Genomic DNA, 22,999 nt, shown 5'->3' on the forward strand with positions numbered 1-22,999 from the left:
TTGGGCGAGTACACCTGATATTGCAGGCGTAGTTGCCACCCATAATGGCAGTGCGCTTGAAATTCAGGCAACTCGGTCCATATTCAACAGGTAACGAAAAAGGTTCCCCATGTCTGGCCACACACCCCTGCCTGCTACCCCCCTCGATTTGCCACTGTTGCCTCTGCGTGACGTGGTTGTTTTTCCCCACATGGTGATTCCCCTGTTTGTGGGACGGCCCAAGAGCATCAAGGCGCTGGAAGCTGCCATGGAAGCGGATCGCCGCATCATGCTCGTTGCCCAGAAGGCTGCGGCCAAAGACGACCCTGTCGTGTCGGACATGTTTGATGTGGGCTGCGTGTCCACTATTCTGCAGATGCTGAAGTTGCCAGATGGCACCGTGAAGGTCTTGGTGGAGGGACATCAACGCGCCACTGTCAACGAGATTGTGGAAGGCGAGCAGCACTTTACCGCCAACGTTACCCCCATCGAGGCTGCAGACGATAACAGCGATGTGGCGCGCAAGGCCGCTAGCGAAGTGGAAGCGCTGCGTCGAGCCGTGATGCAGCAATTTGACCAATACGTCAAACTCAACAAGAAGATTCCACCTGAAATCCTGACTTCCATCTCCAGCATTGATGATGCCGGTCGCTTGGCGGACACGATTGCGGCGCACTTGCCTCTGAAGCTGGACAGCAAACAAACTGTGCTGAGCCTGCCCCAGGTGAAGGACCGCTTGGAAAACTTGTTTGAACAAATCGAGCGTGAAGTCGACATTCTGAATGTGGACAAGAAAATCCGAGGTCGCGTGAAGCGCCAGATGGAGAAAAATCAGCGCGATTTCTATTTGAACGAGCAGGTCAAGGCCATTCAGAAAGAGCTGGGCGAGGGCGAAGACGGCGCTGATATCGAAGAGATCGAGAAAAAGATCAAGGCTGCCAAGATGCCCAAAGAGGCCTTGAAGAAGGCCGAGGCCGAACTCAAGAAGCTCAAGCTGATGTCGCCCATGTCCGCCGAAGCTACGGTGGTGCGCAACTACATCGAGGTTCTTACCGGTTTGCCGTGGACCACCAAGACCAAGATCAAGCACAACCTCGTAAATGCCGAGAACGTGCTGAACGAAGATCACTATGGCCTGGACAAGGTTAAAGACCGTATCTTGGAATATCTCGCAGTGCAACAGCGCGTGGACAAGGTGAAGGCGCCCATCCTGTGCTTGGTTGGCCCTCCCGGTGTTGGCAAGACGTCACTTGGGCAGTCCATTGCCAAGGCAACGGGGCGCAAGTATGTGCGCATGGCCTTGGGCGGCATGCGTGACGAAGCCGAAATCCGTGGTCACCGCCGCACCTACATCGGAGCCATGCCTGGCAAGGTTCTGCAAAGCCTGTCCAAGGTGGGTACGCGCAACCCGCTGTTCCTGCTGGACGAAATCGACAAGCTGGGTACGGACTTCCGCGGCGACCCCAGCAGCGCGCTGCTAGAGGTTTTGGACCCGGAGCAAAACAACAAGTTTGGTGATCATTACGTTGAGGTCGACTACGACCTCAGCGATGTGATGTTTGTCGCGACCAGCAACTCCATGAATATTCCTCCAGCCCTGCTGGACCGAATGGAAGTGATTCGGCTTTCGGGATACACCGAAGATGAAAAGACCAACATTGCCATTACTTATTTGCTGCCGAAGCAGATGAAGAACAATGGCGTGAAGGAATCCGAGCTGGCAGTGTCGGAAGACGCGGTGCGCGATATCGTGCGCTACTACACGCGGGAAGCCGGTGTGCGTTCTCTGGAGCGCGAACTGTCCAAGATTTGCCGCAAGGTAGTCAAGGGTTTGTTGCTCAAGAAGCTTGCGCCACAAGTGGTGGTGACGGTGGATAACTTGAACGATTTCCTCGGCGTGCGTAAATACACCTACGGCCGCGCGGAAGAGCAGAATCAGGTGGGCCAAGTGGTGGGACTGGCTTGGACCGAAGTAGGCGGCGATTTGCTGACTATTGAAGCCGCGCTCACACCTGGCAAGGGCATCATCACACGTACCGGTTCTCTGGGCGATGTGATGAAAGAGTCGGTAGAGGCTGCACGCACCGTGGTGCGCAGCCGTTCACGCCGACTGGGCATCAAGGACGAGGTGTTCGAGAAGAAGGACATCCATATCCACGTGCCCGATGGAGCGACCCCCAAGGATGGGCCCAGCGCGGGTGCCGCGATGGCAACGGCTTTTGTTTCCGCACTGACGGGTATTCCCGTGCGCGGTGACGTAGCCATGACAGGTGAAATCACCCTGCGTGGTGAGATCACCGAAATCGGTGGCTTGAAGGAGAAGTTGCTAGCCGCGCTGCGTGGCGGCATCAAAACGGTGCTGATTCCTGAACAAAATGCCAAGGACTTGCAGGATATTCCCGAGAACGTGAAGAATGGGCTCGAGATAGTGCCTGTGCGATGGATTGACCAGGTGCTGGAGCTGGCACTGGAAAGGCAGCCAATGGCACTGACCGAAGAAGACCCGTTGCCCGCCACGGCAGTGGCAGCCATTGCGCCTTCGGTACAGTTGGATGATCCTGTTAAGCATTGAGCACTTACACTTTTTGCCCCAAGTTGGACTTGGGGTCAAAAAATAGGTTATAATTTGAAGCTTGAAACGCGGGAATAGCTCAGTTGGTAGAGCGATACCTTGCCAAGGTATAGGTCGAGAGTTCGAGCCTCTTTTCCCGCTCCAGTTAAAAAATGGAAGTCTAGGCTTCCATTTTTTTTATTCAAAGCGGCGCGGTAGCAAAGCGGTTATGCCCCGGATTGCAAATCCGGTTAGTCCGGTTCGACTCCGGACCGCGCCTCCATTATTTATAAGCCTTTGTTGCTACGTTTTATGTAGCATAGGCGCATCCCTAGGCGCTACCGTTGGCGCATTATCTGACAGCTTTCAACTTTGTGGCCTTCGTCCGGTAGTGGTCGGCAGTCACTTTCTGGCTTGAATGCTGGAGCAAAGCGGATGCGCTAGCCATGTCTGGCGCAAGGTCCGCAGCGCGGCGGCGCATGTCCCGCAGAATCATCGCCCGCAGTTCTGACGCCAGTTCAGGGTTTTGGGCTATGGCGGCTTCCCGGGCAAGTTGGAAGCGGTCCCGCAGCATCGAATAGCTCACCGTGCGGCCCGTCTTTGTGGTCAACAGAGTGACGCAATCCACCTTGCCACGGCGCTCAAGTAGGGCAGTGAGGGTGGGGCTTTGGGCCACTTCAAAGTACGCCCATTTGTCGGTCTTGTTGGCCCTGAAGCGCAGTTTCCCGTCTTGCGGCATCCTGACTGTGCGGGCGTCGGTGATCCGCATCCCAGTGCTGCTGGCAATGTCCATGCAGTCGCGCAGCACCTGGTCTGCCACTTCGTAGACAGCGTTGAACAGGGCGTCAGTCACCTCAAACGACCGGGCGTTTTCTGGGTTCTTCCAGTCCTTCACGCCAGCGGCAGGCCACGGTAGTTCCGTCATGCCCCAGCGCCTGGCCTTGCCCCACACGATGGACAGCACGGCCAACTCCCTGTTGCCCTGTGTCTTTGCGGATCTGGTATCCAGGTACTGGCACAGCACCGGCAGGTTAACTTCGTGCCAGCCCATGTGCCCAAAAGGGCCTTCAAGGTTTTTCAGGTGCCGCGCATATTCGGCGCGGGTTTTGGCGTTCTCATACTCGGGCAAGACCTGATCGCGCCACTGGTTGAATGCCTGCTGCAGGCGCCCAATGGTTAGCGGCAGGTTGTTGTGCAGCTTGTGCCAGCCCTCCAGGGCGGCGGCGTAGTCCGTGCCCAAGCGCACATCTGGCTTGCCGGTGCCGCGCATGTCGTAGACGTAGTACGTCCACACCTGCCCACCAGCACCCTTGTAGGTCTTTGAACGCAGGCGCGGGTGTTTGGAGCGTTTCATTTGATGGCTGACAGGTTGAGGCCGCTGGAGGTCACCACTGTACGCCCTTCGATCCAGCCGCGCACATGCTCCCGGCTGACAATCACGCGCTTGCCGTCCAGCTTGTGCGGGATGCCCTTCTGTTGCAGCCACGATGCCTGGCCGTTGCAACGAGCGTAGCCGGTCAGAACGTGCAGTTCTGGTGGTAATAGGTATTCGCTCATCGCACCGCTCCTTTGAGCATCGCAAGGCGACGGTATTTTTCGGGGGTGTCGTGTCCGTCCCACTGACCGGTATAGGGTGGCAAGTCCTCAAATAGATAGGCCTGTGAGTCGTGAAAGTGCCAACTCACCTGCCCCGTGGGTAGGTCGATATAAACGCAGCCGTGCCAGTCCTCACCCCAGCCTTCGATAGCCGTCTTGCCGACACCGCTGGGAAAACACTTGGCCAACGCGGCCACCACCCGATTCCGCTCCAGATAGGCGGCGTCCTTGCGGGCTTCCATGTCGCGCAATGTTGCTTGGTAAGTGCTCGAATTCATCGTTCCACTCCTTGCAAGCGGTCAGCCACCAGCTTGGCGTAGCCCGCAATGTCTACCCAGCTATCGTCGTAGTCCGGGTCTCCGTTCACGATGCGCCCAATCTTGTGCAGGATCATGTCCAGGGCTTCCTGTTGGTCAGGTGCCAGCGTCTTGTCGCGCTTGCGAAGTCCCGTGGCCACCACGGTCTTGAGCATCTGGGTGATTTCGGCGTGGCCGGTAAATTTGCCGTAGCGCAGGCCGCGCTCGGTCAGGGTTCGGGTGATGGTGTCGGTGGTCATCGGTTTTTTCTCTTCATTGCTTGCATCAGGATGTCTTGCACTTCGGCCTTGCTGTCGCGGCGGGCCATTACCATTTCGTCCACCGTGTCCCTAGCCACGATGTGGTGGATAAACACGGGGCGGTCGTGGCCTGCCTGAGCTTGGCGGGTGGGGCCGATGCGCTCGATGATCTGCTGGTACTCTTCCAGGTTCCACCAGTGGCCAAAGAAGACCAGGGTGTTGCCGCCGTCCTGTAGGTTGAGCCCGTGGCCTGCGCTCGCCGGGTGGGCGAACAGCACGGGGATGCGTCCGGCGTTCCAGTCCTGGATCGTTCGGGGGTCGGCGTCCAGGACTCTGCCATGGGGAAACGCGCGCTGCAGTCGGGCGAGGTCGCTTTTGAAGTGATAGGCAACCAGCACGGGTGCACCTGAGGCCTCCTGCACGATGGATTCCAGGGCCTGGAGCTTGACATCATGCACCTCTACGAATTCGGTATTGCCATCGCCCACGTAGGCCGCACCGTTGGCGAGCTGCAGGCACTTGATGGTTCGGGCTGCCGCGCCGAAAGCCTCCACCTCGTGGGCTTCCAACTCCATGAACATGTGCTTTTCCATTTCGTCGTAAAGCGCGCGGGCCTTCTTTGGCAGATCCACGCGGATCACGTTCACGATGGGCTCGGCCAGGTTGAAATAGTCCTTGGCCTCAAGGCTCAGGCACAGGTCACGCAACCGGTCTTGGATTTGCTCTTGGGCAAAGGGCAAAGGCACGATGCCGTAGCCGTCCATGCTGGGCTTGAACCAGCGCTCAGTGAAACCCGTCCAAGTGCGGCCCAGCCGTTCGCCCTGATCCAGAAACCAGGCTTGCCCCCATAGGTCTTTGAGTCCGTTGGGGCTGGGCGTGCCGGTCAGCTCTATGAAGCGCTCCACTTTGTTGTGGGCGACTTGCGCCAGCGCTTGCGCGCGGGCGCCGCCTTGGCGTAACCGGAAACCCTTGAGCCGGGTGGACTCGTCGGCAATGACCGTGCCGAACGGCCAGGGCTTGCCCTGGAAGTGCTTGACCAGCCAAGGCAGTTGCTCGTAGTTGGTGGTGAAGATGTTGGCGTTGGTGTTGCGCAGCGCGCGGGTGCGCTCGGCCACATCGCCCACCACCGGCTGCACCTCAATGGCGCGCAGGTGTTCCCACTTTGCGGCTTCGTCCGGCCAGGTGCTGCGCGCCACCCGCACCGGGGCCAGCACCAGCGCGGGCCGGGTGGCTTCGCCCGACAAAAACAAGTGGTCCATAGTGGTCAGCGTGCCCACCGTTTTGCCCATGCCCATACCTGCCCATACCGCCTGCCGGGGGTGGCCGGTCTGGTGGTCGATGATGGGCCGCTGGTACTCGCGCGGCGTCCAGACTTTGCGGGTCATACCAGTGACTCAGCGTAGCGTTTCAGGCTCAGGGCGATGGCTTTGCGCAAGGTGTCCGCACCACCGTGTGCTTCTATTCTTAGCTGTGCGGCGGCGATGGCCTCTTGCCGACCCTTGAATGTGATCCCGTCGCCTGTTGCTGTTGCTGTTGCGCCGGATTCTGGTTCTGAGACTTGCCACAACCCTTTGGGTTTGTTGACGCGCAGGCCATCACCTCTTTGGTGTCGGTGACTGAATATGTGCGCGGGGTGCACAACCAGTGTCACGCCGTCTATGTCGTAGGCGTATCCGGTAGTTTCCGCGAGCGGTTTACCGCTGTACGCGCGCAGGGTGATGCTGCTTTTTTTCACGCTAGCAACTCCGAAACACCTTCAATACTGTCGATCACCACCACGAGCTGCCCCATGGCGCGCATGCGGTCGTGCTCGCGTTTCTGATGGGGCTTAGGCTTTCTCGCTGGGGGCCTTGAGCTCGACCCAGATAGTGCGGCACGATGACCACCGGCCACTGCGCCCGCACAGCGGCAACATCACCGGAGTCGGTCAGGTGCACCGCGACGGCCCACCCATTCGACCTTGCGCACTTCCCCGCCCAGCTCGCGCACCCGCTTGACAAGATAGTTTTCCACGTCGCGTTCTCTCACGATGCGGCCCTCTTGGTTTTGGCGTGTTTGACGCACACCCAGTGGCGGCCGCCCAGCACAAAGCGCAGGGTGCCGCCGGTCTGGGGCTTGTGCACGCCGCATAGTGCGCACCGTCTGACGACACCGTTGCCCACGAACTGGGTGTTGCCCGCTGTGGAGGGTGTCGCTTTTTCGTGGGCGTGGGTGACAACTGGGATCATGCCGTCACCACTGCGATTGCCAGAGTCACCAACCCAATGGCGGCCACGAGCGCCCACCACGTCCAGGGGTAATCGGCTGGCGGCACGTATATGTCGCGCGAGGTGTGCGGGCCGAAGGCTTCCTGCAGCGTGCGCGGGTGTTTGCGGGTATTCATGGGTCAGTCCTTTTTGTAGCGATAGGCTTCAAAGCCAGCAGCGGCCAGCGGCATGCTTTGCGCCCAGGGTGGGTTGGTGGCCAGTAGGGTGGCCAGTTCTTCGTGGTTGAATTCGTCGCTGTCGGGCGTCTCGCAAATCAGTTCGTCGTGCACGCTCAGCACGATCTGATACCCGCGCGCCTCGATGGCTGGCATGTTGTGCGCCATCACGTCGCGGGCCACGGCCTGGCACACGTTCTCGAACAACTTGCCGCCGTAGGTGTAGAGCTTTCCCCACTTGCGGCTGTATTGGTTGGCCCCGAAGTAGCTGATCTGGCCGCCCTTGCCGGGGACAACGCCGGTGCCTTCGCAGTCCTTACAGTCCAGCGCCAGCTTGTCCACCATCACGGCGCCCGTGCCGTTGCAGTGCGGGCAGGGCTCGCCGCCTTCGGACACGGCGGGGGACGGGTAGCACAGCGCACGACCTGACGGCAATACGATGCGTAGCCACGCACCGTCGCGGCGAACCTTGAGGCTGTGGCAGGGCACGGTGACGCCGGGGCCGCGCACCGCCAGCCGCACTGCGTCGCGCAGCTCGCGCCACATGGCGGTGATATTCGGGTGGGCCGCGCGCCAGCTCAGTTTGAACGACTCGCACACCAGCCACGTTTTGTCGGCCATGCCGAAGTCGGCTGGTGGGTTGCGCTTGCGGGCACGGTGCCATTCCAGCATGATGTTGGCCTGGCCCCAAATACCGGGCGGGATGGCGCCCACGGCGTCGTCGGCCATTTCTTCCAGGTTCAACTCGTAGGCATCGGCGAAGGTTACGAACGCACCCACGCCGCCCTCGTAGCCCAGGGCCAGCTCCTGCACCTTGCCGACTTGCCGCTGGTTGCCCCCGGCTTTCTTGTCGGCCATGACGGACTCCGGGGTTACCCCGAAACTGGCCGCGTAGGCCAGGGCGTACAGGTCGTGGCCGGTGCCCGCGTCGTAACTGCGAAAAGCGTCCAGCTTCCACTGTTCACCGGCCAGCCATGCCTGGTCGCGGCCTTCAATATTGGACAGGTCGGCCACCACCAGCTTGCGGCCCTTGGGCGCCACGATGCAGCCTCGGATGGCCGAACTGGTCAGCTCCATGACGTTGGTGGTGATCGAGGTCCGCGCATCCGATCTTGAGCGCGTCAATGCCTTCGTCGATTACGGGCTGTGGCAGGGTAGGCCTCGGCAAATTTTGAGGTTGCCAAAGGCGACCGGCCCAGCGCCCGGTGCGACTGGCCCCGCAGAATTGCAACAGACCGCGCAGGCGACCGTCGGCGCTGGTGCCATTGACCAGGGTCTTGTACTTGCTGGTGCTGGTGGTACTGGCCTGCAAGCGGATGGCGATTAGTTCGCGCAGCTCGGCGGGCAAGTCGGGGTCGTTCACCCGGCGCTCCAGCGTGGCCATTTGCAAGTCGGGCAGTTCTACGCCATAGGCGGCCAGCATGTGACGCAGCAGAGCGTCGCGCTGGGTGGTGGACTCCACGTAGCCAAACGTCAGCTCGGACGTGCGCTCGCCCAGCTCGGCCTGTGCCAGGGCCACGGCGGTGATGGCGGCGTTGGCCAGTTCCAAATCCACGGCCACGCCTCTGTCGTTGATGCGCTGGTCCAGGTGCCACAGTGCCAGCTCCGCGCCCTTGAAGTTCCAGGTGGGCAGCTTCTTAGACACGGCGCGCATGGCGGCAATGTCCAGACCTGCATAGCTGACAAATTTGGCCCACTCGGCGGGGTGCGTCTCGCGGGTGGCGCGGCGAATCTTGCTGGTCTTGGGGCGGGGCTTGCAGAACAACAGAATCAGGGCGCGCCCGTCTTTGTCCTTGGCCTTGTCCTGGTCGATCTTGAGGATGTCGCACAGGTCGCCCAGCCCACCGGGTAGGCCGTGGGCCATGGCTTGCACCATGGTGTCCTGCCAGCGTCCCACGGGGGCATCAATGCCCCAGGCGTGGCGGATCACCGTGCGGTCGAAGTGACTGTTGTGCGCGATGACCGTGACGGCAGGATTTTCCAGCGCGTCGGTAATGTCGGCCCAATCCAGCGGGTCGGCGTTGGGGTCGGTCAAGTCCAGTACCTGGACGGGGCCGTCGTCGATAGCCCAGGCGCACAACATGATTTCTGCGGACGCGGCGTAGCGATGGGTGCCCTGGGCAATGGGCACCTCGCAGTACGTTTCCAAATCGATCCACAGCGTCGTCATGTCGTTCTTTCAAAATGGGCATTCGCGCAACAGGGCTACGCGACGTTGAATCTCTTTCACCTCGTCGTCCGTGGCTCCAGCTCGGGACGCACGGTTTGCATCGCCGTCCGGGGGTGCGCTTCGCAGTAGGGCGAACCACGACGGTGTGCGAAGTGGTAGCCGCCACAGATGCAAGGCGCGCACTCGGGGGACCGCAGCAGGTGCATGAATATCTGGGTGCCAGTAGCGCGACGGGTGCGGCAGTGGCCGCACCTGATCCAACTCCGATAACCGCGATAGCTCATGCTTGTCCTCCAAATTCGGTAGCCGATTGCCCCCGATTCCCGTACGTCGTTGCCGCCGCGCTGGGGTTTGTGCACTGGGCCGCCCTGCAAGATCAGGGAGGCGGCCGGTAGCATCGGGGGCCTGTTTTACCCTCGGAGCAAATCGAGGTGGGGAGTGCGCGGCCCCTTGCATCCGTTCAGTGGGTTTTGATCTCCACGTCGGTGACTTCGTTTTCATCTTTGGCCGCCTGCAGCATGGATTGCGCTAGCTTCTGGGCGGGTGAAGGGGGTGCACCTTCGACGATGCCGTCGAGGTACACCTGGATGTCCACCGTGCCGTCCGGCTGGTCGGCAAAGGTGATGGCAATCTGTGCCATCAGACCAGCGCGTCCTCTTCGGCGCCCTGGGCCAAGTCGTCAAAGTCGTCAGCACTGCCCACGGCGCCACCGCCAAAGCTGTCGCCATCGGCGAAGAACTGCACGCCCAGCAACTGCGCGTTGACGCGCTTGCCGTACTTGTTGTCCTGCGCCCAAAGTTCGACGGTGGCGTTGACGTAGCAACCGCCGTAGGGGCGGCCATCTTGTGCGTTGAGCGGGCTCTTGTCCTTGTCCAGCACCAGCGGGCGGGCTGCGCTGCGCGACGACACGAACAGCATTCCGGCAAAGCCTGCGTACTGTGCTTTCAGGTCACCGTCATGCAATGCCACCTTGTCGGTCTTGCGCATCAGGGCCAGGTGGGCGGGGGCCTTGGCGCCCCACTTCTCGGTGGCCACAGCGTCGATGGCGTCGTTGATGGATTTCACCAGTGCCTTGTTGCCGGGCTCGATCAGGAACGACGCGCCGAAGGCCGGTGCGCCTTCGCCGTTGACGGTCTTGGCCTCAAACAGGGCGGGGAATGCGAGACGGACGTTTTGGAGTTTGACTTTCATGATGCTTATTCCTTCTTAAAAAAGTGGGGGTACTGACGCTGAACTTGTTCACTGGCTTCGTTGACTGCACGGACGCGGGCCAGCGGATCGCCGCTCGTGATAGGCACCTGGGATGCCCGCACAAGCTGGGCGCGGGCTGAAAATGGAAGGTGCTCGCACACCTTGGGTGGTGGGGTGCTAAACAAGATCGGCCCCTTCGTCCACCGTGGCAAAGTCGTCGGCAGTGCGCAGCACCAGGGCCTCGCGCTTGTCGGACTCGGGCGCCACGCTGGGCTTACCAGCCGCGCGGGTAATGATTTGTTGCAGGGCAGGCCACTGGCGCGGGCCGATGACCTTGGCCTTGGCCAGCTTCTCGGCGTCCGTGGGGGAAATTACCGAGTAGTTGTACATTTCCTCGTGCTTGATGCGCATGGACTTCAAGGTCTCTTCGGCCACCTTGGCGTCTGTCCAGGAACGATTTCCTTGCTTGCCCTGCACCAACTTCCACCCGGCAACCGGTACCCCGGCCAACAAGCGACGTTCTGTTTCGGCGCGCACGGCCTTGCACCAGCCTTCGATCAGGTCGGTCGCTGCCATGCACTCGGCCAGCACGTCGGGTGCGGTGTCTTCCGTGGGCGCCAGTGGGGGCTTAGGGGCCTCCGCGTCAAAGTCGGCCAGGGTAATTTCTTCGACGTGGGCGCGCAGCTTTGGGCAAGTGGCCTTGGCCTTGCAGAACTTGCAACCCTTGTCGCTGGGGTTTAGGTCTTCCAGACCGACGATGCCGGTGTCCAGAATGTCGATGGCCTTGCGCGCTGCGGCCTTGGCCCGTTCGCCAAAGGCCAGCAGGTATTCGATGCTGACCTCGAACACGCTGACGTGATCCAGTCGGGGCTGGTGGATCGTCATGCGCACGCGCTTGATGTCGCCCAAGGCCTCGAACTGGTCGTAAGCGCCCAGCGCGTAGAGCATCATCTGCTCGTTGTCCTCGGCATCCACGCGCACCCCACGGCCGTATTTCAGGTCGTCCACGTCCATGGTTTCGCCGTCAGCGGACAGGATGATGGCGTCGCTGGTGCCGAACTGGTCGGGCACGTCCACAAAGCGCGAGAACTCAACGCGGACTTCAACCATCAGGTCGTTTCCATCGGCCTTGCGTCGGATCGCATCCACATAGACCTGCACAAAGCTGGCCATGTTGGTATCCACCTCGAACTCGCGCCCGGTGTCTTCCACCTTGATCACGCGGCCCAGGTAGGCGGCGGCGTCTTTGCCGTCGTTAAGACACCAGGACGCCAGCTCATGGGCGGCGGTGCCCTCGTCAGCGAATTCGCTAGAACTATCGGGCTTGTCGCTCTCCAGGAACACGCTTCCGGGGCACGACAACCAGCGGTGCGCGCTGCTGGGCGAGAGTCGTGCGTGCTCGCTCATGCCAGTGCTGCCTTGAGTTGGACCACGGCATCGGCGTACTGCTCGGGCTTGAGCTCGGGGGCCTTGGCCACACCGAAGCCCGACAGCACAGCGGCGGCGGCGTCGCGGCCCTTGTCCTTGGACACCTGCAACACCAGGGCCTTCACGTCGTCATAGGTGACGGCGGCCACGGAGGTCGATGCCTCGGGCTTTGAGGCAATCGGTGCAGCGGCGGTCTCCGACGGTTGGGAAACCGCAGCAGGCTTTTTTGCTTCGGTCTTGACTTCCGTCTTGGCGGACGTGTCCACCACGGGCACGCCGCCTGCGGTGATGATGTCGCCGGGTTTCACGGTCGCCGCTGCAGCCGTGGCGTTGGCGGTGAGGGTGTTCCAGGCGGCGATGAGTTGCTTCATCGTGTTGGTGTTTTCTTGGATGGCAAGTTCGAGGCTCATAGGTACCTTTCAGGCAGTTACAGGGGTGGGGTTGAAAATCTTGTGAAGCAAGGCAATGCCTTCCTCCAAGGGGTTCTCACGGGCTTGGCAAATCGAATCGGCGATTTCCAGCATGGGTTTGAGCGCGTCAGCGGTGTCGATGTCGTATTCGAAAGCTGCGTCCATCAGGGTGCGCACGGTCGGGAGGTCGTAGTCGATGGCGAACTGCAGGGCATCGCGGATTTGTTCTATGCCCGCTGTGCTGGTGTGGTCCACGTTCATCTCTTCGAGGACTTCCAGAGCGGCTTTGGCGAGGCTGTTTTCTTCCGCCATCGTCTGGAAACGGGCGAGTAGTTCAGCCTCCAAATCAGTGGTGGTCAGCGCGTTGGCCGCTAGGTCCGCGTGGCGAACCAGCTCTTCGTCGGTGAGAAGGGCCCAGTTCACTTAGCTACCTCGACGAACTTGCCGCCCTTGACCTCGTACCAGGTGTCGGCCTTGAGGTCTTCGCCCACATAGCCCACGGCAATGCGGGTACGCTGCGCGGCTTCGTCAAACCAGGGCAAGGCCATGACACCGTTGGCCCCGGCGCGGGCAGTGCTGTTTTTACCGGCGCAAGCGATTACTGAATGTTCACCTTGCGCGTTGATCCGGGTGTAGTGGCCGCTGGCACCGATCTGGGTGGAGTCGCCGCTGGCACCGATCTGGGTGTAGTCGCCGCTGGCACCGATCCGGGTGTAGTCGCCGCTGGCACCGATCCGGGTGTAGTCGCGCAGGATTTGGGTGGCCGCTGGCACCGATCTGGGTGTAGTGGCCGCTGGCACCGATCTGGGTGTAGTCGCCGCTGGCACCGATCCGGGTGTAGTCGCCGCTGGCACCGATCTGGGTGTAGTGGCCGCTGGCGCACCAGGGTCTGGGTGTAGTCGCCGCTGGCACCGATCTGGGTGTAGTCGCCGCTGGCACCGATCCGGGAATCTGCCCCACCCCCATCACTGGTCGCTGTCGGTGCCGTGGTTCCAAGCTCTTCGGCAGTAGGCACTTCAAAGTGAGCGCGGTGGTTTCAGCAATTATTTCTTGGGCTTCGGCCTTGTGATCGGCGGTCACGTCCAAGGTAACAGACGGTTGTTCTAGGATCAGGTTGAACCATACTTTTTCGGTCAACCAACGCGCGTCGTCAAAGCGCTTGTCTTCGCGCAGGGCCTTCTGCTCGGCCGTGAACTCGGCACCTTGGGGGAATTTGGCGACAAACCACTTGTAGCCGTCAGAACATGGGCTCCACGGTTTCAGCAGGGTCTTGGTGATTTGAAGGGGCGTATGCGACATATGGACTCCGGGTTGGTTGCAAGATTGTTGTGTTTGTCACAACTTGCATGAAGTGTATAACGCTTCTTTAATATGCGTCAATGGCAACTAATGCGTATTTGTTTCTATTGAAAATTAAAAGCAATAGGAGATAGCTATTTCATAGACGTAAAAAAGCCCGCGCTGGGCGGGCTTGGTTTGTGGTTTGCCGGGAGCGGTCAGTGGCAGTGGCGCTCGCCGGTTTTGTGGTTGGTGTGGCAGCCGTTTGAGTCGGTGCCACCCGAGTGGGCAAACGCCAGGCCAGAGGCCAGCAACGTGGCGAGAATAATCAGTCGTTTCATAAAAATCCCCTTCAAATTTGGCTCTGGCCCGCGTGGTTATAGCGCGGGCAGCTATTAAAAGAATAGCAAACGTCTCAATTACCGAAGGTAAAAATGAGGCGGTCGCCGTTGCTCATCTCGCCCGTTCCGGTGCCCCGCCTGCCGGTGGATACAAACTCAAAGGGGCCTGTGCGCTTGTCGTCGCAAGTGAATATGCCCCGACCTTGGCGGTCGGTGACGTAAACAAAATTCCCTTGGCAAGTCACTCCTTTGTTTGACACTATTTTCAGATCGCCCCCGCCGTCCAGGTAGCCAGTCGCTACACCGGTGAACGTTTCGTCTGAGTTCTGCATTTGTCCCCGAATCGGGAGAGTCATTGAACACCCGGTGAGGGTGCTCGCGACGAGGGCTATCAAGGCCGTCTTATTCATGTTTCGGTTCCTCCTTTGGTTAAACATCCATCTCCACCCGCTTGACCACCCCGCAGAACACGGCATCGGGCTTGACTTCCATGATGGGGTAGCGGGGGTTGAGGGGTTTTAAATACATGGCATTGCCCTCGACCACGAGTTGCTTGAATGTGGCCTCGCCCCCGTTGTGCCGGACGATGACGAATGCACCTGGCTCGGGGCTTTCGTCGGGCTCCACAATGAGGATCGCGCCCTCGGGGAACTTGGGTTCCATGCTGTCGCCGCGCACCCTGAGCGCATAAGTGTGCTTTCGCACCCGGTATGTCGTGTGAATACGCTCGCCCTCCCCAGGGTGCAGGTTGTCAATCACGTCGTTCCAGTGGCCTGCCTGTACCCACGATATGAGGGGTACGGTGCCTTTTATTTCTGGTGCAGTTTCGATGTTGCCGGTTTCGGCCATGGAAAACAATTCGGACAGGGGAGTGTCTAGCGTGTGCGCGAGCACCTCCAGCCTGTCAAAGGTCATGCCCTGTTTGCCTGACTCGTATTTCGAGATATTGCCCTTGTCCACTTCAAGGGCGTCGGCAAGGTCTTGTTGCGCAAGTCCCTTGCGGGTGCGCAAAGCTTTTATGACTTGGCCGAATTCTTTTCTCATTTGCTTATTCTTGCGTCATATTGCGTTTGCCGCAATGGTGTTTTGCGCTATTTAAGTTGACGATTGGTTGTGTTGTACGCAATAATTCCGGGGTTAACCAACCCAACACACACCTATGAACAGCCCACTCAAACAAGCCCGCTTGCGTCGAAATGCGACTCTGACTGATGTTGCCGAGGTAGTAGGTACTAACCGAGGCAACCTCTCCCGCATCGAAAACGGCCTGCAAAAGGCCCGTCCCAAGCTGGCCGAGAAGCTGGCCACCTACTTCGGTCACGAGATTACCGAGATTCAAATCCTGTACCCCGAGCGATACAGCCCGGCGGACGCAGGGGTGGATGCGTGAGTGCCTGGTTCAGCGAGATTGACGACTACGCCGCCCAGTGGCTGCGCAATCTCATGGCCGCAGGCCATATCGCTGACGGCGTGGTGGACACCCGCAGCATTTCAGACATCCAACCCGAGGACTTACGGTGAACTCACCCAATGCCATTTCTTCGCCGGTATCGGCGTCTGGTCCTATGCCCTTCGTCTGGCCCAATGGCCTGACACTCGGCGAGTGTGGACGGGGTCTTGTCCTTGCCAGCCTTTCTCCGTGGCTGGCTCAGGTGCTGGGGTGCTCGACCAGCGGCACCTTTGGCCACACTGGCACTGGCTCATTGAGCAGTGCCGCCCTGCGGTCGTCTTTGGTGAACAGGTTGAAGCTGCAATTAGGCACGGCTGGCTCGACCTTGTTCAAGCTGACATGGAAGGAATCGGCTACGCCTTCGCGGCTGCCGGTATCCCTGTTGCGGGCGTCGGTGCGCCGCACATCCGACAGCGACTATGGTTCGTGGCCGACGACTACCGTGTCGGATTCAACGCGGGGGGGGTCTCTCAAAATCGCGCTGCTCAAGGTCAATGGGCAGGATCGCACCTCGGGCAACAAACCCAGCAGCTCGCTGGCGGACTTTGCGAAGCTGACGGGATGGACCACCACCACCACCAGAGATTGGAAGGATTCGGGGGCGGACATCCGGCCACGGGCGGACATCCGGCCACGGGCGGACGGCTCGGAGCGCTTCGACCAGTTGCCGCGTCAGGCGAATCTTGCGGGCTGGGTGACACCGACCACGACGGACGCCTCGCGCGGGGGATTGCCGCCCAGGGAGTGGGATACGGGTGTGCCGTTGACCCAGCAGGTGGCGCAGTGCGGCCCGGCCCGACTAATGGCCACTGGCGTGATGCTGATTGGCTGCACTGCCGAGACGGCAAGTGGCGGCCAGTTGAACCCGGCACATTCCCGCTGGCTCATGGGGCTGCCGCCCGAGTGGGACGCCTGCGCGCCTACGGCAATGCCATCGCCCCGCAAGTCGCCAAAGAAGTGATCACCGCCTACATGGCGTGCAGGCCTTGATTCAAAACCCATGATGTCCCAACAAGAAACCCCAACGATTCGCCCGTTCAACGGCGACAACATCCCCGACAGCCTCAAGGAAAACCCACGCTGGGCGCCCTGGCGGGCGGTGTGGAACGAGAAACGCCAGAAGTTCGACAAGATACCGGCCCATGCCAAGGCGCCGTACTACGGCATCAGCACGGCCAAGCCCGAGCGCTGGTACAGCTTTGAGGCCGCGCTCAAGGCCTACCGCGACAACCCCACCCTGTTTGCCGGGGTGGGCTACGTCATGACAGTGCCTCACGACGTGGTGGGCATCGACCTGGACGACTGCGTGGTTGACAACACCATTGCGCCCTGGGCGCAAGAGGTGGTAGACCAGTTGGGCAGCTACACCGAACTGAGCCCGTCAGGCAAGGGGCTGCGCATCCTGGTGGAGGGCACCGTGCCCCACGATTGGACGAACCACGAGGTGGGCATTGACGGTCTATGGTAGCCACGAGCCCCGTTTCCTGACCGTCACGAGCCAGCGCCTCAAGGTCAGCCCCACCTGGTGCAAAGCCCCGCGCCGGGGGTGCTGGAGGCCCTGAGCGCGCGCTACGGCACAAAACCAAGCCCACGGCCACCATCATCAGTCTGGAGCTGCCCGACATCCTGGACGAGATGGTGCTGCCATCCCTGGACAGCTTGCCCCTACCCCACCGGCGTGGTGGACTTCCCTACCAGGGGACAACGGCGGTGACCGTTCCAAGGCCTTGTTCGCTGCGTCTGTGGCGCTCTACAGCGCGGGCCTGTCTGACGACGAGGTGTTCAGCTTGCTGGCCCTGAACCCGTGGGCGTTTGAGGTGGCACTGGACCATCGGCGCCAGGACAGCGACCGAGCGCTGATGTACCTGTGGGTAGAGCACTGCCAGAAGGGCAAGGCCAAATCCAATCCGGTGGCCAGCTTGGCCGACTTCGAGAACCTGGTTCCAGTACCCGCCCAGCCAAAACAAGACGATCAGCCCGCCGAAGTGTTGGGCGATGCGGCAGATTTCGATATTGTGCAAGAAGATAAGCCGCTAGCCCTTACGGATAGTGCGCAGGATGCTATGAATACTGTAGCGACAAAAAAGCAGCGGTTTGAGGTTATCCCGGCTGACCAGTTCGCCGGGGGCAAGCCCCCCACCTGGATCGTCAAAGGCCTGTTGCCCAAGGCCGAGCTTAATGTGCTGTTTGGTGAGTCGGGTTCGGGCAAGTCTTTCGTGGCGTTGGACTTGGCCGGGGCTATTGCGCGCGGTATCCAGTGGCGGGGCCGCAAGGTCAAGCAGGGCCGGGTGGTGTATGTGGCGGCCGAAGGCGCCGGGGGCTTTCGCAACCGACTCAACGCCTACGCCCAGGCCCACGAGCTGGACCTGTCCACCCTCGACCTGGGCGTGATCAAGGCGGCGCCGAACCTGATGGTTAAGGACGATGCGCTGGACGTGTGCAAGGCCATCATTGCGGGCGGGCCGGTCAGCGTGGTGATCATCGACACCTTCGCCCAGGTGATGCCGGGGGCCAATGAGAACATGCGGGCGAGGACGTGGGCAAGGCATTGCAGCACTGCAAGGGTATTCACAAAGCCACTGGCGCGGTGGTGGTGCTGGTGCACCACGCGGGCAAGGACAGCAGCAAGGGGGCACGGGGCTGGTCCGGCCTACGAGCTGCCGCTGATGCCGAGCTGGAGGTCGTGCGTACCCCCACCGGGCGCCTGTTGCGCTCCACCAAGCAGAAGGATGGTGAGGACGGGCTGGAGTGGGGCTTTGATCTGGGCACGTGCTGCCCATTGGTGTGAACCCGAGGACGGCGAGGTGCTGACAAGCTGCGTGGTGCGGGAGGCGGCGGTGCCGGTGCCCTTGAAGGGGGGGGCTGGTGCCAACAAGAACGGCGGCAAGTGGGCTGCGCGGGTGCTGGAGGTGCTGGGCGAGTTCACGCTGGTACAGACCACGGGCATCGAGAAAAAGGCGGTGCTGGACAAGACGGTACGCCGGTCTCCGGGGGCCGCCAACGAGAGCAATCGGAGGGCTGCACGGCGCGCTTTGGACGCCGTTTTGTCCGACGACGGGCAGGCGGACACATCCTGGAAGACGGTTGCATTTCTTTGTATGCGTAAATTTTTGCTTGCAACTTTTTTCCCGGGCAACCGGACGGATGGCTGCTTGTCCGGTTGTCCGTCCGGCTAATTGCAGTCTCCCAAACCGGACGGACAAGGACAAGTGTCTAGGAGACTTGTCCTGTCTGTCCCGGTAGAGACGAGGTTACGTCCTGTCGATGTGTAATTTTTTGGACGTTTCAGGTGTTTAGTGCAGGTTTGGTGAACGTGCAAATTTTTTAAAGGTGGTGATGTGAGCGTCAGAACGGTGGGCGTGAACGACATCGGCCGTCGTGTGGGGGACAGCCACCCCAACGCGAAGCTAACCGATCACGAAGTGGATCTGCTGCTGAGTCTGCGCGATGAGGGTTGGCCTTACAGCAAACTGGCCACGAAGTTCGAGATTTCGAAAAGCCAAGCTCGCAATATCTGCAAGGGTCTCAAACGCTGCCAAATCCCGGCCAGGTACAAGGCCGTGCACCTATCGAGGTGAGAGCGCCGCACAGTGCGGGCATGTATGCAGACCGCGAAACCCTTGTCCGTGAAATTTGCGCCCGTCTCAGCACGGGTGAGCCCATGGCGCAGATTTGTCGTGATTTGCACATGCCAGCGGTGCGCACGGTGGCCGATTGGGCAGCAGCGAGTCCCGATATTTCTGCCAACATCGCGCACGCGCGAGAAGTTGGGTGGGATGTGCTGGCCGCGCAGTGCCTGGTCATCGCCGACACGCCCATGGTGGGCATCGAAGAGAAGGTAACGCCAGCCGTCAAGAGCCAACAGGGCGACGTGGTGGTGCCCGAGACCGTTGAGGTCAAACGCGGCGGCATGCTGGGCCACCGTAAGCTGCAAATCGAGACCCGGCTGGAAACAATAAGAAAAGTGGGACCCAAAACGCTACGGCGAGAAGCAACAGGTGGAGCACAGCGGCACCATCGATTCGGCCACCACCATCATCGAATCCCGCAAACGCAGTGGCCGATAACTACGAGCTGATGCTGGCCCAGGATATGGGCCAGTTCTTTGACGATCCGCTGGGCTTTGTGCTGTACGCCTACCCGTGGGACACCGACCCCGCGCTGCAGGTCGTGGAGCTGCCCAGCCCCTGGAACCTGATCTACCCCAGCAAGTATGGCCCGGATGCGTGGGCCTGTGGAGGTTTGGAGAACCTGGGGCGCCAGGTGCGCGAGCATGATTTTGATGGACGCACACCCGTGCCCGCCATCATGGAGGCCATCAGTTCGGGCCACGGCATTGGTAAGAGCGCCATGGTGGGCTGGCTGGTGTGCTGGATCATGTCCACCCGGCCTTATGCTCACGGCACGGTCACGGCCACCACCAGCGACCAGCTATCCAGCAAGACATGGGCAGAGATTTGCAAGTGGAACAAGCGCAGCATTGCAAGCCATTGGTTTGACATGGGCACCGGTAAGGGCGCCATGCGCATGGTGCACAAGCAGCACCGGGAGTCGTGGTTCTGCGCGGCCCAGACCTGCCGCGAAGAGAACAGCGAAGCCTTCGCCGGTCAGCACGCGGTCAACAGCACGTCGTTTTACATTTTCGACGAGGCCAGCGGCGTGCCCAACAAAATCTGGGAAGTGTCCAAGGGGGGCATGACTGACGGCGAACCGATGTGGTTTGCCTTTGGCAATCCCACGCGCAACACCGGGGCCTTTGCCGATTGCTTCGGTGGCCAGCGCCACCGCTGGCACGGCCAGCACATTGACAGCCGCAGCGTGGCTATCACCAACAAAGAACTGCTGGCCCAGTGGGTGGCCGACTACGGCGAGAACAGCGACTTCGTGAAGGTGCGGGTACGTGGCGGCGCATGTTCCCAATGCGTCCAGCTTGCAGTTCATCCAACGCGAGCTGGTCGAAGAGGCCATGGCGCGCGAGCTGGTGCAGCGCAATGAGCTTGGCCGCACGGCCGCCGTCGGGGTGGATGTGGCGCGCTTTGGGGATGACCAGAGCGTGATTCGCACCCGCGTGGGTCGTGATGCCAAGTCCTTCCCGCCCAAGCGCTATCGCGAACTGGACACCATGCAATTGGCCAGTCGCGTGGCCGAGCACCTGGATTACCTCAAGGGCCTGGGCCTGCGCACCGTGGTGTTTGTGGACGGCGGCGGCGTGAGCGCTGGCAATGGTGGATCGACTTCACCAACTCAAGTACGAGGTGATCGAGGTCCAGTTCGGTAACAAAGCGGACGATGTCCGCAAGTACCTGAACAAGGGCGCAGAGATGTGGGGGCGCGTGAAGGGGGGGGTGAGCATCGGCAGTGTGGAGAAGGATGAGCTGTTGGTTACGGACCTGACCGGCGTGGAGTACCGGGGCATGACGGCCGACCAAATTCAACAAGAAAGCAAAAAGAGCACATGAAGGCTCGCGGACTGGCCAGCCCGGACGATAGAGGCGCGCTGGCGCTGACCTTCGCTTATCCAGTGCCAGAGGCTCCGGTCGAGCGGCCCCGAGGCGGTGCACCTAACCGCAACACTCGTGGGCATGATCCCTACGAATCAATGAACTAGGGGTAGACCATGTGCTCAGTTGCCGCCGTGGGTGCTGTCCGCCGTTGGTATCGGTATGTCCATCGACCAAGGCCAGAAGGCTGAAAACGCTCAAAAGGATGCAACTGCCCAGGCCAAGGTCACTGCGGCCAAGACCGCAGATCAGGCCGACCAGGCCAACAACCGCGCCAATGGCAAGCAACCCGACATTGCGGGCATCGCGTCAGCCAATGAGCAGGCGGCCAAAGGTGGTATCAGCGGCACCGTACTGACCGGCCCAACGGGCATTGACCCTAAGCAGCTCATGCTGGGCAAATCCACGCTGCTGGGCGGTTAGGCAAGGCCAACACCCCCAGGAACGCGTAGCACGAGCGGTGGGACGAGCTCAAGACGGAGCGCTCGTCGTGGATTCCGCATTACAAGGAAATTTCGGACCACCTGCTGCCCCGCTCCGGGCCGGTTCTTTGTGCAGGACCGCAACCGCGGTGAGAAGCGGCACAACAACATTCTGGACTCCACAGGCACTAAAGCCCTGCGTACTTGCTCGGCCGGCATCATGTCCAGCGCTACCAGCCCCGCGCGACCATGGTTTCGCTTGACCACCAGCGATCCGAAGCTGGACGAATCTGTCAACGTCAAACTGTGGCTGGCCGGGGTCGAACGCAGCATGCGCATGGTGTTTTCCAAATCCAACACCTATCTGGGTCTGCACCGGATGTACGACGAGCTGATTGCCTTCGGCACCGCATCTAACATCGTGCTGCCCAATTTCCAGAACGTGATTCATCACCACTCGCTAACTGCGGGCGAGTACGCCATTGCAACCAACGCTGACGGCGTTGTGGACACGCTGTATCGCGAGTTCCAAATGACTTGCGGGCAAATGGTCAAGGAATTTGGCACCGACCGAGTGGGCGACAACGTGCGCAATGCGTTCACCGCTGGGCGGTTGGGCCAGTGGTTCACGGTAATGCACTGTATCGAGCCGCGCGCAGACCGCGACACCGGCAAGCGCGACAACCTCAATATGCCGTGGAAGTCGGTCTACTTCGAGCTGGGCGTGAACGAAACCCAGCTGTTGCGGGAGACAGGCTTTAAGAGTTTCCCCGCGCTGTGTCCGCGTTGGATGCTGGCCGGTGGCGACATCTACGGCAGTAGCCCCGGCATGGACGCTCTTGGCGACATCAAGCAGCTCCAGCACGAGCAGTTCCGCAAGGGCCAAGCCATTGACTTCATGACCAAGCCGCCACTGCAGGCGTCCGGCAACATGGTCAACAAGGAAATCGACTCGCTGCCTGGCGGTGTTACCTACGTGGACCAAGTGGGCGCCCAGAGCGGGGTGCGCAACCTGTTCGACACGCGCATTGACCTGAGTCACCTGCTTATGGACATCAACGATGTGCGCGAGCGCATCCGGGGCGCATTCTTTGCGGACCTGTTCCTCATGCTCTCCGGGGCGGCCGATGGGCGCAAGACTGCAACTGAGGTAGCGGAGCTGCACGAAGAGAAGATGCTGATGCTGGGGCCTGTCTCCGAGCGTCTGCACAACGAGCTGCTTGGCCCCAAGATCGACATGACGTTCGAGTACATGGTGCAGGCTGGCATGGTTCCGCGCCCACCAGATGAGCTCAACGGCATGGAGCTGAACGTGGAGTACGTGTCGGTGTTGGCCCAGGCCCAGCGCGCGGTGGCCACCAACAGCACGGATCGCTACGTTATGGGTTTGGGGCAGGTGGCGCAATTCAAGCCCGATGTGCTAGACAAGCTCGATGCCGACAAGTGGGCCGACGAGTATGCGGACATGCTGGGCATCAACCCGGAGTTGATTGTGGCCAACGACCAGGTGGCGCTGATTCGCAAGCAGCGCGCACAAGCCCAACAGGCCGCGCAACAGGCTGCACAAATGGAACAAATGGCGGGCGCAGCGCAGAAACTGGGTACGGTGCAAACCTCATCAGGCAATGCCGCCAACGACGTGATGCAGTCACTCACGGGCTATACCACCTGACGGTGCACCTAACGCGATTGACCAGACGCACT

32 protein-coding genes, 2 tRNA genes and 1 pseudogene are annotated in these 22,999 nt (G+C 60.8%); 16 read left to right on the forward strand and 19 right to left on the reverse strand.

Translation table 11 applies throughout. The annotated features are described in order from the left end of the window. Positions 1-109 precede the first annotated feature (109 nt). The 3 genes from lon to U5O12_RS00305 all read left to right on the forward strand — a co-directional run bounded on the left by lon (position 110) and on the right by U5O12_RS00305 (position 2,813). Positions 110-2,551: an endopeptidase La gene (gene lon / locus U5O12_RS00295; protein ID WP_322576718.1), complete on the forward strand. Its 2,442-nt coding sequence runs from the start codon at positions 110-112 to the stop codon at positions 2,549-2,551. A 68-nt stretch (positions 2,552-2,619) separates the two neighbouring features. Beyond that, positions 2,620-2,695 (forward strand) — tRNA-Gly (locus U5O12_RS00300). Positions 2,696-2,739: 44 nt separating this feature from the next. Then, positions 2,740-2,813: transfer RNA gene (locus U5O12_RS00305), tRNA-Cys, on the forward strand. Positions 2,814-2,882: 69 nt separating this feature from the next. Here U5O12_RS00305 and U5O12_RS00310 read toward each other — a convergent pair. From U5O12_RS00310 to U5O12_RS00400, 19 genes are all read right to left on the reverse strand, one after another. Then, entirely contained in the window at positions 2,883-3,884 is a 1,002-nt protein-coding gene (locus U5O12_RS00310; protein WP_322576719.1) for an integrase, read from the reverse strand. Beyond that, a complete protein-coding gene (locus U5O12_RS00315; RefSeq protein WP_322576720.1) occupies positions 3,881-4,087 on the reverse strand; it encodes a DUF4224 domain-containing protein in 207 nt (68 codons plus the stop codon). Before U5O12_RS00315 ends, U5O12_RS00310 begins: the two co-directional genes overlap by 4 nt. Continuing rightward, the gene (locus U5O12_RS00320; protein WP_322576721.1) at positions 4,084-4,404 is read right to left on the reverse strand and encodes a hypothetical protein; all 321 of its coding nucleotides are present in this window, start codon (positions 4,402-4,404) and stop codon (positions 4,084-4,086) included. The genes U5O12_RS00315 and U5O12_RS00320 overlap by 4 nt, the downstream gene beginning before the upstream one ends. Then, positions 4,401-4,682, reverse strand: a complete 282-nt coding sequence (locus U5O12_RS00325; RefSeq protein WP_322576722.1) for a DUF6378 domain-containing protein — start codon at positions 4,680-4,682, stop codon at positions 4,401-4,403. The genes U5O12_RS00320 and U5O12_RS00325 overlap by 4 nt, the downstream gene beginning before the upstream one ends. Beyond that, complete coding sequence (locus U5O12_RS00330; RefSeq protein WP_322576723.1) at positions 4,679-6,067, reverse strand: DEAD/DEAH box helicase; 1,389 nt, start codon at positions 6,065-6,067, stop codon at positions 4,679-4,681. The genes U5O12_RS00325 and U5O12_RS00330 overlap by 4 nt, the downstream gene beginning before the upstream one ends. Further along, the gene (locus U5O12_RS00335) at positions 6,064-6,417 is read right to left on the reverse strand and encodes a hypothetical protein (protein WP_322576724.1); all 354 of its coding nucleotides are present in this window, start codon (positions 6,415-6,417) and stop codon (positions 6,064-6,066) included. Before U5O12_RS00335 ends, U5O12_RS00330 begins: the two co-directional genes overlap by 4 nt. Before the next feature lie 289 nt (positions 6,418-6,706). After that, on the reverse strand, positions 6,707-6,910 hold the full coding sequence (locus U5O12_RS00340) for a hypothetical protein (RefSeq protein WP_322576725.1): 204 nt from the start codon (positions 6,908-6,910) through the stop codon (positions 6,707-6,709). Beyond that, positions 6,907-7,065, reverse strand: coding sequence for a hypothetical protein (locus U5O12_RS00345; protein WP_322576726.1), 159 nt, complete (start codon positions 7,063-7,065; stop codon positions 6,907-6,909). The genes U5O12_RS00340 and U5O12_RS00345 overlap by 4 nt, the downstream gene beginning before the upstream one ends. Before the next feature lie 3 nt (positions 7,066-7,068). After that, positions 7,069-8,181 (reverse strand): hypothetical protein, encoded by a 1,113-nt coding sequence (locus U5O12_RS00350; protein ID WP_322576727.1) that lies wholly within the window; start codon positions 8,179-8,181, stop codon positions 7,069-7,071. Beyond that, complete coding sequence (locus U5O12_RS00355) at positions 8,096-9,274, reverse strand: hypothetical protein (protein ID WP_322576728.1); 1,179 nt, start codon at positions 9,272-9,274, stop codon at positions 8,096-8,098. Before U5O12_RS00355 ends, U5O12_RS00350 begins: the two co-directional genes overlap by 86 nt. Before the next feature lie 460 nt (positions 9,275-9,734). Further along, on the reverse strand, positions 9,735-9,914 hold the full coding sequence (locus tag U5O12_RS00360) for a hypothetical protein (protein WP_322576729.1): 180 nt from the start codon (positions 9,912-9,914) through the stop codon (positions 9,735-9,737). After that, positions 9,914-10,465 carry a DUF2815 family protein gene (locus U5O12_RS00365; RefSeq protein WP_322576730.1) on the reverse strand — a complete coding sequence of 184 codons (552 nt, stop codon included), beginning with the start codon at positions 10,463-10,465 and terminating at the stop codon, positions 9,914-9,916. Before U5O12_RS00365 ends, U5O12_RS00360 begins: the two co-directional genes overlap by 1 nt. 177 nt (positions 10,466-10,642) lie before the next feature. Beyond that, on the reverse strand, positions 10,643-11,872 hold the full coding sequence (locus U5O12_RS00370; protein WP_322576731.1) for a DUF2800 domain-containing protein: 1,230 nt from the start codon (positions 11,870-11,872) through the stop codon (positions 10,643-10,645). Then, positions 11,869-12,303, reverse strand: a complete 435-nt coding sequence (locus tag U5O12_RS00375) for a hypothetical protein (protein WP_322576732.1) — start codon at positions 12,301-12,303, stop codon at positions 11,869-11,871. The genes U5O12_RS00370 and U5O12_RS00375 overlap by 4 nt, the downstream gene beginning before the upstream one ends. 9 nt (positions 12,304-12,312) lie before the next feature. Beyond that, complete coding sequence (locus U5O12_RS00380; RefSeq protein WP_322576733.1) at positions 12,313-12,726, reverse strand: hypothetical protein; 414 nt, start codon at positions 12,724-12,726, stop codon at positions 12,313-12,315. Beyond that, positions 12,723-13,076: a hypothetical protein gene (locus tag U5O12_RS00385; RefSeq protein ID WP_322576734.1), complete on the reverse strand. Its 354-nt coding sequence runs from the start codon at positions 13,074-13,076 to the stop codon at positions 12,723-12,725. The genes U5O12_RS00380 and U5O12_RS00385 overlap by 4 nt, the downstream gene beginning before the upstream one ends. A gap of 723 nt (positions 13,077-13,799) precedes the next feature. Continuing rightward, a complete protein-coding gene (locus tag U5O12_RS00390; RefSeq protein ID WP_322576735.1) occupies positions 13,800-13,922 on the reverse strand; it encodes a YHYH domain-containing protein in 123 nt (40 codons plus the stop codon). A gap of 74 nt (positions 13,923-13,996) precedes the next feature. Then, positions 13,997-14,332 carry a hypothetical protein gene (locus U5O12_RS00395; RefSeq protein WP_322576736.1) on the reverse strand — a complete coding sequence of 112 codons (336 nt, stop codon included), beginning with the start codon at positions 14,330-14,332 and terminating at the stop codon, positions 13,997-13,999. 19 nt (positions 14,333-14,351) lie between these two features. Then, entirely contained in the window at positions 14,352-14,966 is a 615-nt protein-coding gene (locus U5O12_RS00400; RefSeq protein ID WP_322576737.1) for an XRE family transcriptional regulator, read from the reverse strand. A gap of 115 nt (positions 14,967-15,081) precedes the next feature. On the opposite strand from U5O12_RS00400, the gene U5O12_RS00405 reads away from it, so the two are divergent. From U5O12_RS00405 to U5O12_RS00465, 13 genes and pseudogenes are all read left to right on the forward strand, one after another. Further along, positions 15,082-15,312 (forward strand): helix-turn-helix transcriptional regulator, encoded by a 231-nt coding sequence (locus tag U5O12_RS00405; RefSeq protein WP_322576738.1) that lies wholly within the window; start codon positions 15,082-15,084, stop codon positions 15,310-15,312. Beyond that, on the forward strand, positions 15,309-15,443 hold the full coding sequence (locus tag U5O12_RS00410) for a hypothetical protein (RefSeq protein ID WP_322576739.1): 135 nt from the start codon (positions 15,309-15,311) through the stop codon (positions 15,441-15,443). Before U5O12_RS00405 ends, U5O12_RS00410 begins: the two co-directional genes overlap by 4 nt. Positions 15,444-15,582: 139 nt before the next feature. Continuing rightward, positions 15,583-15,747, forward strand: a pseudogene (locus tag U5O12_RS00415) (DNA cytosine methyltransferase); the annotation flags it as partial. A gap of 67 nt (positions 15,748-15,814) precedes the next feature. Further along, positions 15,815-16,333 (forward strand): hypothetical protein, encoded by a 519-nt coding sequence (locus U5O12_RS00420; RefSeq protein ID WP_322576989.1) that lies wholly within the window; start codon positions 15,815-15,817, stop codon positions 16,331-16,333. Positions 16,334-16,375: 42 nt separating this feature from the next. Continuing rightward, positions 16,376-16,840, forward strand: coding sequence for a hypothetical protein (locus U5O12_RS00425; protein WP_322576740.1), 465 nt, complete (start codon positions 16,376-16,378; stop codon positions 16,838-16,840). A gap of 259 nt (positions 16,841-17,099) precedes the next feature. Further along, complete coding sequence (locus tag U5O12_RS00430) at positions 17,100-18,548, forward strand: AAA family ATPase (RefSeq protein ID WP_322576741.1); 1,449 nt, start codon at positions 17,100-17,102, stop codon at positions 18,546-18,548. 162 nt (positions 18,549-18,710) lie between these two features. Beyond that, the gene (locus U5O12_RS00435) at positions 18,711-18,950 is read left to right on the forward strand and encodes a hypothetical protein (protein WP_322576742.1); all 240 of its coding nucleotides are present in this window, start codon (positions 18,711-18,713) and stop codon (positions 18,948-18,950) included. Between the two features lie 20 nt (positions 18,951-18,970). Further along, entirely contained in the window at positions 18,971-19,450 is a 480-nt protein-coding gene (locus U5O12_RS00440) for a hypothetical protein (protein WP_322576743.1), read from the forward strand. Continuing rightward, positions 19,429-20,367 (forward strand): hypothetical protein, encoded by a 939-nt coding sequence (locus tag U5O12_RS00445; RefSeq protein ID WP_322576744.1) that lies wholly within the window; start codon positions 19,429-19,431, stop codon positions 20,365-20,367. Before U5O12_RS00440 ends, U5O12_RS00445 begins: the two co-directional genes overlap by 22 nt. Then, positions 20,303-20,650, forward strand: a complete 348-nt coding sequence (locus U5O12_RS00450) for a hypothetical protein (protein ID WP_322576745.1) — start codon at positions 20,303-20,305, stop codon at positions 20,648-20,650. The genes U5O12_RS00445 and U5O12_RS00450 overlap by 65 nt, the downstream gene beginning before the upstream one ends. Continuing rightward, a complete protein-coding gene (locus U5O12_RS00455) occupies positions 20,628-20,831 on the forward strand; it encodes a hypothetical protein (RefSeq protein ID WP_322576746.1) in 204 nt (67 codons plus the stop codon). Before U5O12_RS00450 ends, U5O12_RS00455 begins: the two co-directional genes overlap by 23 nt. 204 nt (positions 20,832-21,035) lie before the next feature. Further along, positions 21,036-21,296: a hypothetical protein gene (locus tag U5O12_RS00460; protein ID WP_322576747.1), complete on the forward strand. Its 261-nt coding sequence runs from the start codon at positions 21,036-21,038 to the stop codon at positions 21,294-21,296. A gap of 129 nt (positions 21,297-21,425) precedes the next feature. Beyond that, positions 21,426-22,967 (forward strand): portal protein, encoded by a 1,542-nt coding sequence (locus tag U5O12_RS00465; protein ID WP_322576748.1) that lies wholly within the window; start codon positions 21,426-21,428, stop codon positions 22,965-22,967. Positions 22,968-22,999: the final 32 nt, after the last annotated feature.

The sequence above is a fragment of the Rhodoferax sp. genome, assembly GCF_034519335.1.
Taxonomy (GTDB): Bacteria; Pseudomonadota; Gammaproteobacteria; order Burkholderiales; family Burkholderiaceae_C; genus Allorhodoferax.